The following is a 10,341-nucleotide window of genomic DNA, read 5'->3' as shown; positions in this document are numbered from 1 at the left end:
CTTCTTTGCCATCGTGCATCCCTCCTTTGTTTAAAGTGCCGGCTGGAACGTAACCTGTTTACTCTTGAGCTGGTCGACTGCGTAGACGGCCAGCGTCTCGGCCGGCGAGCCGCCGCCAGTGACGCGAGTACCGAGGAAGAGCGCAGTCTCGGTCGGCTTCTTGGCCGGATTGGCCGCTCTCTTAACGGCCACCGCCGAAGGCACGGGCGCGAAAAGGTACGATCGGACGCTGTTCAGGTAGACCGTCGCGGTCGGCGGCAGCGCCAATCCGACCGTCACCTCGTGCTGATCGGTCCGACTAATCTCGCCGGTGATACCGGCATCGACCAATTGGAACGCCGTGCCCGTCGGCGTGAAAGTAACCTTCGGCGTAGCCGATGCGTCCAGCGTGGTGATGAACGTCAGATGGTCAGCCAACGTCGGCGGTGCGGCTGGCTTGTCCTTTGGGCCGCTCAGCATGCCGAAGATCGTCAGATCGAGGTAATCGTAGACCATCCTGTCGATGCCGATCCGGCCGGCGATCGGGTAGACGTGGTTCTCCTCGACGAGGAAGTTGTCGCAATCGAAGTGTCCATTCTTGTGCCGCGTGGCGCTGAAACGCGTCAATAAGTCTTCGAACGTGTCCGTGACAGTGAAGGACCTGTCGTTGCTCCGTTTACGCGTGAAACTTCCGCCGACGCCCAGTTTTAAGAGTGCATTCGCGGAACCCTGCTGCAGGTTCGCGGCGCCGGCGGAAAGATTGTTCTCTTCGGTCATCGTGAGATCGAAGTTGTACGCGATGCCGATGGCGTAAAAGACCTTGAGAACGTTGCGTCTCAACTCGTTGTCGGCCCCTTTGAACATCTCGGGGCTGAATTCATGGATCGCGCTTGGATCTTCCGTGTATCGCTTCACCAGAGCTTTGGCGGTCGGATCGCCGGGATCATTGGGACGATCCTCCGCGAGCGATTGCAGATACGACATGAGTGCCTCGATCGCCGTCTGTCTCGTCTCGCAACGAATGCGTTTGACGATCTGCGCGGTTGTCACCCCGCCAAGGACGTCGTCAGGCAACGGATGAATCGTACATCCGGCCGCAAACAACGCGACCGAAACGGTGCACAACAGCGACCTCAACAAGCTTTCCCCCATCTCCGCGCCCGCCGCGAACAACCGGTATTCCTCCGGCATTATCCGGCGGTACAGCCCAGCCAGATCTCTTTCCTACCCGCGCGCGTTCGAGGCCCTCTTCTTCCGCGGCGTTTTCGTCGCATGCGCCTTCGTGTCGTGAACTACGCTGCCGTCGGCGCCGCCATTGCCGGTATCGAGCACCGGTTTGATGGTGTTCAATGGCTCCGACTGTAGGAAGCTGGACGGCTGGTAGATCGCGGCGAGCGTGTCTTCTGAAATCTCTCCGAGCGTCTTGATGGTCCGGTCGCCGCCGCCGGCGTTCCACGCTCCTTGCCACAACCGCGCTAAGCAATCCGATCCGTCCGCGATGCCCCCTTCGGTCTTCGTGCCGAACTTGTCCCACAGAATTTGCGCCATATCCTTGGGCTTCTCACCCTCGTTCGCCTTGAAGAGTTCGACGATGTCCATCGGCTTGATCTTGGCGAACGTCTTCTGCATTAGCGTCACGACTTCCCAGCCGGCCGCCTTGCCGTTCGGCGGAAGCTTTCCGGCCGACACCTTCTGGAGCGCGCTTCCCACCGCCGGCCACAGCTTATCGACGTGGTAGTCGAGCATGTCGTCTTCGTACGCTCCATGGACCCCGGCGCCGTAGGAGATCATTCCGTCGACCATTTCTCCGGTCGAGCGATCGCGGACCTTGCCCTTCTTGGCGCGATCCGGATCTCCGTTGAAAAGATACGATATGTGCAACGGCTGGCAGGCGTCCCCGACGTAGTGCGACAGGATTCCGGCCGCGCATACGAAGCGTTCAGCATCACCCTGCTTCACATAGTAGACCATCGCGTCGAAGATCTGCCAGCACCGGAACGGGAGAAGACCGCGGCTTTCGTCGAGCGTCGGATGCTCTTTCTTGACCGCATCGTAGTAGCGTTGCCAAATAGCTACGTCGAGCTTGGCCGGCTTATCGCAGATATCTAGGAGCGTCGCCCCCTCCGGCAGCGGCTTCTTGAGCTTGCGGTCCATGTCCGCGAAGTGGTTCGCATGCTCGGGAGCTTTCGGTCCGCCGCGCTTATAGGGACCGATTTTCCAGACCAAGTCCGGCACGTCCGCGAGTGGCACAAAATCTTTCTTGCTTAGGCCCGAAGTCGCCTTCTTAGTTACGGCGTCGATATCGAATGTGATCCGCTTGAGGTTCGCCTTCATGAGCTTGGCGAGATGCCCGTCTGAAAGATGTCCGATCGCCATGTTCGCGATCCCGTAGTGTCCGACCGTTCCCCAATAATCAGGCTGATCGGCATTCCAGTCTCGAATGAGGTCGACGTCGAGACGAGCGCATACGTTGCTCAGAGAGGTGGCCAGAGCGTAAGAGCTGCCGGAGGCGTTTGCGCCATCGATGAACACTTGCCCTCCCCACTGCAAAGCCAGAGGCAAGGGCGGCTTACCGGGATCGATTTCGATCAGCCAGACGGTCCCGGAATCTCCAGGGTGCGTACCGAGCGACGTGGAAAGCCCGCGAGGCCCGATCAGGAAATCCGATACGATTTCGAAGCCGCCGACCGACTTGAAGCGATAGAATAGCGCAGCGATTTCGCCATGCATCTCGCGCGAGGCCGCCCCGAAGGCTTTGACCGGGCAGCCGATCAGCTTAAGCGACAGGTTGTCTGTGGCCAGATCCGCCAGCTTTCCGATCTGACCGATGCCGTAGACCTGCGTCGTCCAGCGATTTACGTCGTGAACGTCCACCAGGGCGGCATCGAGATCGACATAGACGTTCTTGCCCGGCCAGCCCTCGTAGAGTGTCGGGAAGAGTTCGCGGGACAGCGATTTGGTCGAAGCCACACCGACTTCCACCTTGTTGCCGCCGATAACGGTATAGATCGGTGTTCCCGGGTCCCCGGCGACGTGCCGGTTCGTCAACGCGTAGGTCTTGTGACCATCGCTGACGAGGCAGCCGACCGAAGAGACGTGCTCCTGGCCCTGCACATCGACCAGAAGGGGGTACCCCCCTCCGACCAGATTGGTCGGAAAAGTGTAGTTCGCCTCCCATTGGTGCCGGACGTCGTCGAGTTCGGCCTTGATGATGCATATGGGCGCCTTGCGGCCGTCGGACATGTAGACGGCGGGCGGAATGAAATCCGCCGGCTTGACGCTGCCGCCCGGGGCGAAGTGATGGTCGTCGAGCCATTCGCGGACGAAGACGAGGATGGCAGGCCAGGAGTAGTATCGGACCTCCGAGTTCTCGAGCGTACGGACGCCTTTCGCGCCAGGCTCTTCACCGCCCTTACCGGGCAAAGGATCGGACTTTCGAATCCGATATCTACCGACGGCGGTGCCGACGACGTTGGCCTTGTGAACCAAGTGAAGGTGAAATTCGTCCCGCGCCTTCAGAAGATCGGCAATCGAGAGCATTGCGAAGTCGTCGTCTCGGGAAAGATAGTCGGTCATGCGGCCCCCTGCACTGCCTCGTCGGCAGCCATAACGCGATGTCAGTCGATCGATCACGTCGCCGGTCAAGCGCCCCCACGACCGGTAGTATCAATTTTAGTCGGCAATCTCAGTATGTATGGCGGAAACGGCCAGTGCTGTCAAAGTGCATCGAGGAGAATTCGATCTCATCGCCTCAAATGCCGCGTCCTGGCGCACCCCACCAAGGAGATTGCGATCTTGAATAGGAAAACCGAGACCGCGTCATCGACCGAAATCCTAGAGGCTTGGCAAGCCGGCAGATTTGGAAACCGCGAGGCAATCCTGCTCGCAGCATGTAAGACTTTTTCCGATCTCCAAGAAATGTCGCGGCCGGATCCAAAGGAAGCTTCTCGCGACGGAAACAGCGGCGGTCGTCCGTTTCTTGCCTATCTCCGCGGATTAGATGGCTGCGACGAAGCTCTTGAATATGGCCCCCGATTGAACACGCAAATTGAGCGCATGCCGTCACGATTCATGAGGTGCAGGCGCGTCAAGATACAACTTGAATGGACGTGTGTTCCGCTGCAAGCTTGACGGTAGGGAGGTGCACAATGACACTCAATTCCGGTTTACAGGTCTTTCTCGTCGGATTCTTCGGCGGCATATTCATAGAGCTCGTCCACTGGTACGCGATACGCAAGGACGGGAGAATGCCCGATTACGCGAAAAGCGCCCAGTATTGGATCGCGTCGGTCGTGATGGCGCTCGTGGGCGGAGGATTGGCAGTCCTCTATTTCGGATCCAAGGCCGAAGGCATCGTCGCGCTCCACGTCGGCCTGTCAGCGCCGCTCATCCTTCAGAAACTCACCACCACGATCGCCGAACCTGCAGGAGCGAAGGGCGTCCGCAGGGACCTAATCGATTTCTTCAAGTGGTGAGCAACGGAGTTGCGCACGACGTCCATCTCTGTCGGAATCGGGCAGTACCTCCACGAGGAGTACGCCAAGAGCGACATGCGCCTGCACTTCGCGCAGGACGATGCACGTGCGTTCTCGCTCTACGCGAAGGGTGCCGACGATCTCGACGATAATGACGCCCGCCATCGGCTTTTGGTCGACGGCGAGGCGGATTGGGACCGCGTCCGCGCGGCAGCGACCCAGATAGCGGCCGCCGGCCGCCCGGACCTCTTCATGCTGTATCTGTCTGGCCATGGAGAGGCGGGAGCCACCGCCACAGGCGGCTGGTTCTGTCTTGTCGATGCCGAGCCGGGCGTGCCTAGTCTCACAGGCCCCCGGATTGACGAACTTCTGCGCATCGTAGACGCGCCGAACACGCTCCTGGTCGTCGACTGCTGTTTCGCAGAAGCTTTGATCGGCGGATGCGGCTTCTTCCGGTATCTGCAGGATTCGAGCGCACGCTTTGCGATCGCTTCCGCCCGAGCAGACCAAAGGTCGTGGGAAGACGCCAGCCTTAAGCGATCGGTATTTTCCGACGTGCTCATCCGATCGCTTTCCGTCGGCTCCGCCGTCGCAGACCCCAGCGGACACGTCGACGTCGAACGTGCCCTTTTTCCGGCACTTCGAGAGCAGGTACCGCTCCTCGCGTCATCGAGAAAAGATGGCGCGGTTCAGGAGCCGGTGACCGCCGGCATGGCCACCCAGGAGATAAGGCTTCCGACGGTTTTCGGTCGCTCGCTGGGACGTCCCCTCAGCGTTTCGGAGGCTATTCGATCGGGGGTCAAGAGGTTTCTTGTCGCCGCCGCGGTCGTGCTGGTCGCGATCCTCGCCGGACTGGACGCCCTCGTATATCACCTGGCCGTTTCGCCCACTGGGTCGATCGTCGTCCGTCCCGGCTTGAAGCAGACCTTCGATCTACAGCCGATACATGTCGGCCCCATCGACACGGGCATCCGACTTGCTCAGATCGATCGACTGAACGACGAAGGAGCGCGGAAACTAGCGGAAGCCAAGATACTCGGCTTCCGCACTCACCTCGACGATGACGGCTTGCGCACTTGGCTGTCGCCGCTCGAGCCGATGCTCAACTATCTTGAGCAACAATCTGTTTCGGCGTTCGCCCGTGGCGCCAAGCCTAAGTTCGATCCCGACAGCGCCGGCCCTCCGCTGCTCGAGACCATGTTCGTCGCCGCGCTTGAGAAGGTCGACGTCGCTGCCGTCGGGATGCAGGTCTATGCCCGCGAGCTAAAAATCGACATTGCCTGCGACGATACCGGCATCGTCAACCTCTCGTACCTTTCTCCTAATTCGGACGCTTTTGCCGCCGAAGCATCCTGGGCGGCATTAACTGCGTCGCACGACCCCGGGAAGCGAAGCGCGCGATTGGCGGATCTCATGCGTCTGGCCGCGTACCGTGCGGCAAATACCAAAGAGTTCGACGTCCTACGCAAAGAATTCGATACGTTCGCGAAAGAGGCGCTCCGGATCGTAGGCGCAGCCGACAAGCGACCGGAGTTCGTCGTCGCCCTAAAACCTCATCTTGTGACCAAAGACGACGGTTGGTGCGCCGTGCACAGGCTCTTTCTCAGTGCCGTGACCGGTTCGGCGGAAGAGAGTCGGAGCGCCGAAACGGAACTCTGGCGCATTCTCTTCATGTACGATCCAAGCAAACAACCGCGGCGACCAATCCTCGCCGGCGAAGCGCTGCAGTTCTTGGGACGCATTCGAGAACTCGATCGCGACTCGGTCGTCCGCCTGGCGAAATGGATCGACTCGTCCAATGAAGGGCTAGATGTCGATCAGCCTCCGCAAAACCTGTTGCGTGGCATCGGCGAGATCCGCGGCTATCCGGACGAGGTGCAGGCTCTGCTGGAAGCGAAGCTCGGCAAGCAAAGCGCTGAGTTCGATTTCAGCGAACTCTTGGCGGCCCATCTTCTTGCCTGCTCGGCGGGCCCTGCGGATCCGCCTCGCCGGGATAGGCTCGGCAAGTGGCTCGATGCGAACACCGAAAGTCAACGAACGATGTCCGACTACGCGGCAGCGCTAGGTTGCGCGTCGGCTTACCGCCCTCTCAATTCAGCACAACTCGGCGTTTTGTTCGCCCGTTTGTCGCCTAAATCGAGATTCCAGCCTGAATCAGTGAACTACTGGGGGGAGACCGTCATCGACGCCAACAATGATGCTTCCGCGGTCGCTCTCGGACGATATGTCCAACACTACGATCTGCCCGTCGATCGGGTCGAGCAGCTCGCCAACGTTGCGCAAAGCCGCCCCGACCTGAAAGACAGACCGGAAGTCCTACGGGGCCTCGCCGTGCGATGGTACGGTGCCGGCTCGACGTCCGCGGAAGGCGTTTACCGACGTCTGCAGGGCTGTACCGGCGATGGACAACGGAGAAGTCTTGAAATCGAAGTCGCAGCGGATGTCGTCGCGAGAAGCCAGGATCGGGCGCGGATCATCGCCGATCTTCTGCAGATTTGGAAAACCGAGTCAGCTCCCGAAATGCGGGTGGCGGTGGCAAAGGTCGTTGCAATGGGCATCCTTAACTAGTCAGATGTGACTTATTAATTGATGCAATACATCATATATAACTGATTAGAGACCAAGGGCTATTTCGCTCTGATCGTGGACGAAGGCGGCTTCGTAGTCGCGCGACGGGGCGCCGATGACCCCCGCCCATCGGAACGTCTCGCGCCATCCATCGGATACGCGCTGAGCCGTAGCCCGGATGATTTTCCGCGCGTCGGCTTCGGTGATTTCGAAGAACTCGCAGGCCTCCAGGGCGAGCTTGATCGACCGGTCGTGAGTGCCGCCTTCCATGATCGCCGTCTCGAGATGTGGATTGCGATCCGGCGCCGGGTTCACGTCGAACATCGGCGAGAGACGCCAGCGTCCCGAACCGACATACAGGAAGCCGTGGTTCTTCAGGTGATCGTCCTTGTTCGACACAAGAATGGTGAAGATCATCCGTCGATAGAGCTCTTCGAAATCGACTTTCGGATCCGGAGCCGCCGTCCGCATGAAATCGACGATCTCCGTATACGAACCGAGCTCCGCGCCCGTTTTCCCAAGCGCCGTTCTAGCGGAGATGTAGGGAATGCGGGCGCGGCCGCGCCGATCGAAGCGCTGAACCAGCGCAACGGGAAACTTCGTTTCGGCAAGCTCCAGTCTGACCTCTGGAATGCGAATGCCGCACATCCGCGCGAGGTTCAGCGTCGCAACCTCCACCTGTTCGATCGGGTGCTGATCATGGACGGAAGTGAACTTGGCGAGCCAGAGAACGTCGCCGTCACGAACGTTGGCTTTGGGCCGAGCGCCGCCCGAGCCGCCGGCACCGGCAAGTGCCTGCATGTCCTCGGGCGATATCTCCTTGCCCTGTTCGTAGGCCCGGGCGATCGTTGTGATCGCCTCTAGATCGAGGAGGCGCGGTACCGCTTCGTTGGCCTTGCCGGTGATGATCTTTCCCTGGGCGTCGATGAAGCGCAGCGCGCCTTGCCGGCATGCATCGTCGGACAGCGTGAGGTATTCGAATTCGGTCAGACCGTTGCCGTAGGCACGTTCCAGCAGTCTGCGTCCCCAGCTATCGGGTGCGGCATCGGAGAAGACGCCGGCGAGCGCCTCGCGGGCATTGCCAGATTGCGCCGACGCATGAAACGGCCCGGCGTCGAAGGGCATGTTCGGCTGCAAGGCGAAGGCGCGAGGATCCTTCGCCCAGGCCGGATCGTAGCTGAAGATCGAAAACTGACGAGGCCCGGTCTGCGTGAAACGCAGCTCACCGACGGGGGTCAAGCCTTCTCCAAGCGCGACGCGGGCATAGTATTCGGTCATCAGAAGGCCACGCCGTTCGGATCAACGTCGTCCGGTTCGTCCTTCCCGGCCTTGTTCTCTTGCTTCTCCTGCCTGCGCAGCGTGGACGCGTACGAGCGACCACGCTGCGGCAACCGCTCCGAGGTCAGCGCCAAACCCAGATCGTCCTTTCGGATGTCGACGAGGTCTGCCAATTTCTCGATGAGTCCGAGAGAGACGAGCACGTCCGCGAGCGTGCCGACCGCGACTCCCGGGTCGCCTCGTTCCAGACGCGCGATGGTGCTAGGCGACGTACCCGCGCGCGCAGCCAGATCGGCCACGGCCACACGACGGCTCAGGCGAGCCGACCGGAGGTCGTGGCCAAGGCGCTCGAGCGCGGTACCTGATTTCGGCGAGCTCATGATCTAACCATATCTGACGAAGAAGAATATCGTATGCGCCATATATGACTGATTACTGAATCAGACAATAGGTTCATTTCGCTCAGATTCGACCTGGAACCGGTCTTTTTAAGCCACGGAACCAGCTCGTGTCGGCGGAAATGACCCTTGGGGCGACGATTCCGGTCAAACGTGACTCCGGACCCTCCCGGCAGAATCCCGAGCGCTGGGACGGTCGTACTCTCCGACGAGATGATCCATCACGCCGGTCCGAAGAGCCTCCTGTAGGGCGCTCCCCGGTTCGCACCGAGCAAGCGGACCGGAACGAGGGAGAGGCGTCGATCGGTCCGGGAGGACCAGAGCAAGGTTCTGGACCGTGCAGGTTGGCCGCATACTGACAAGGATTCGCCAAGATCTTCGCAGATACGCACGGCCCCCAAACATCTCCATGTCCGCGGCCGCCGAAGGATGCCGAATGTCCAGCGCGCGCAGTCTGTTTGCCACCAAGAAGCCGAAGAAGCTGCTTCATCCCTCGTTCGAGGTGCTGAGCTCGTCGCCGTGGAGCAAATCCACGCGCAAGATCATGAACGACGCATTCGCCCGCCTGGTGGAGCGCGACGGCAACTTCATCGAGCAGTTCCAGACGACCGGCTTCAACACACGGACGTTCGAGCTGTACGTAAGCGAACTCTTGCATGCGGAAAAATTCGAACCGGTCGGAAGCGAGCCCCAGCCCGATTTTACGGCGTCGAAGGACGGCGTTCAGATTTCGATCGAGTGCACCACGGCGAACCCAAGCGGAAACGACGCGGGATTGCGCGCATATCGCAGCACGAACGAACAAGACGTCGACCTCGCCGGAATCCGCGATCGGCAGGAAAACCAACTCCCGATCCGGATCGCTGGCGCGCTCCGCGCCAAGATGCAACATCGCCTGGACAAGAAGGCAGGTGGCAAGGCCTACTGGGAATTGCCGCATGTCGCGGGACGGCCGTTCATACTGGCGATCCAGACCTTCCACGAACATGGTTCGCTGTCGTTCTCGAACGCCGGCGTCATTCGCTACCTGTACGGACTGAAACATCGCCCGTCATGGGACGGCGAAGGCAATTTGGTCATCGAGACAGAGCGCGTCGAGAACCACAAGCACGCGGAAAAAGAGATTCCGTCCGGCTTCTTCGATCTGGAAGGATCCGAGAATGTTTCGGCAGTCCTCTGGACGAACGCAGGCACGGTGCCGAAATTTACGCGCATGGCGCTTGCGGGTCCCTATCCCGACGACGAGGTGTCGATGGTCCGCTTCGGCAACATGATCGATCACGACCCGAACGCTCATCTGGGCCTGCCGTTCGCCTTCATCGTGGGCGACAAGGATGCTCCGGTCGAGACGTGGGGATCGGAAGCCAACCTATTCCACAATCCGAAGGCCAAGTACCCGGTGCCGCGAGGACTGTTCGGGACGGTCACCGATTCGACCTACGTCGACGGCGTCTATAGCGACCGTCCGAAATCCGATTTCATTCCGATCATGTCGATCTCCAATTCGATTCGAGGGCCGGGTCACCGCGCGGCCGCCGAACGATTGCGCGACAGAATCCTCGATGGAGGCATGAGGTCCTACATGGAACAGATGGAGAAGCAGGCCATTGCCGCCGAGTGACCAACTAGGCACTCACGCCTTC

General features: G+C 60.3%; 7 protein-coding genes. 3 read left to right on the top strand and 4 right to left on the bottom strand.

Annotated features, from left to right (window positions below; all coding sequences use genetic code 11):
• Positions 1-30: 30 nt before the first annotated feature.
• Both RAD04_RS04580 and RAD04_RS04575 read right to left on the bottom strand, forming a co-directional pair.
• Positions 31-1,170, bottom strand: coding sequence for a hypothetical protein (locus RAD04_RS04580; RefSeq protein ID WP_461622822.1), 1,140 nt, complete (start codon positions 1,168-1,170; stop codon positions 31-33).
• 33 nt (positions 1,171-1,203) lie between these two features.
• Positions 1,204-3,555, bottom strand: coding sequence for a Nal1-like putative serine protease (locus RAD04_RS04575; protein ID WP_461622821.1), 2,352 nt, complete (start codon positions 3,553-3,555; stop codon positions 1,204-1,206).
• A 572-nt stretch (positions 3,556-4,127) separates the two neighbouring features.
• On the opposite strand from RAD04_RS04575, the gene RAD04_RS04570 reads away from it, so the two are divergent.
• Together RAD04_RS04570 and RAD04_RS04565 are read left to right on the top strand one after the other, a co-directional pair.
• Complete coding sequence (locus tag RAD04_RS04570) at positions 4,128-4,454, top strand: hypothetical protein (protein ID WP_461622820.1); 327 nt, start codon at positions 4,128-4,130, stop codon at positions 4,452-4,454.
• 9 nt (positions 4,455-4,463) lie between these two features.
• Complete coding sequence (locus RAD04_RS04565; protein WP_461622819.1) at positions 4,464-7,022, top strand: hypothetical protein; 2,559 nt, start codon at positions 4,464-4,466, stop codon at positions 7,020-7,022.
• 45 nt (positions 7,023-7,067) lie between these two features.
• Here the strand turns inward: RAD04_RS04565 and RAD04_RS04560 are convergent, their stop codons facing one another.
• Positions 7,068-8,300, bottom strand: coding sequence for a type II toxin-antitoxin system HipA family toxin (locus tag RAD04_RS04560; RefSeq protein ID WP_461622818.1), 1,233 nt, complete (start codon positions 8,298-8,300; stop codon positions 7,068-7,070).
• Positions 8,300-8,680 carry a helix-turn-helix domain-containing protein gene (locus RAD04_RS04555; RefSeq protein WP_461622817.1) on the bottom strand — a complete coding sequence of 127 codons (381 nt, stop codon included), beginning with the start codon at positions 8,678-8,680 and terminating at the stop codon, positions 8,300-8,302. Before RAD04_RS04555 ends, RAD04_RS04560 begins: the two co-directional genes overlap by 1 nt.
• Before the next feature lie 355 nt (positions 8,681-9,035).
• Between RAD04_RS04555 and RAD04_RS04550 the strand changes: the two genes are divergently transcribed.
• Positions 9,036-10,319 carry a hypothetical protein gene (locus RAD04_RS04550; protein ID WP_461622816.1) on the top strand — a complete coding sequence of 428 codons (1,284 nt, stop codon included), beginning with the start codon at positions 9,036-9,038 and terminating at the stop codon, positions 10,317-10,319.
• The last annotated feature ends 22 nt before the right edge of the window (positions 10,320-10,341 follow it).

It is taken from the genome of Bradyrhizobium sp. 25ACV, assembly GCF_054863005.1.
Note: the sequence above shows the minus strand (reverse complement) of the source record. Positions and strands in the feature narration are given on the sequence as shown.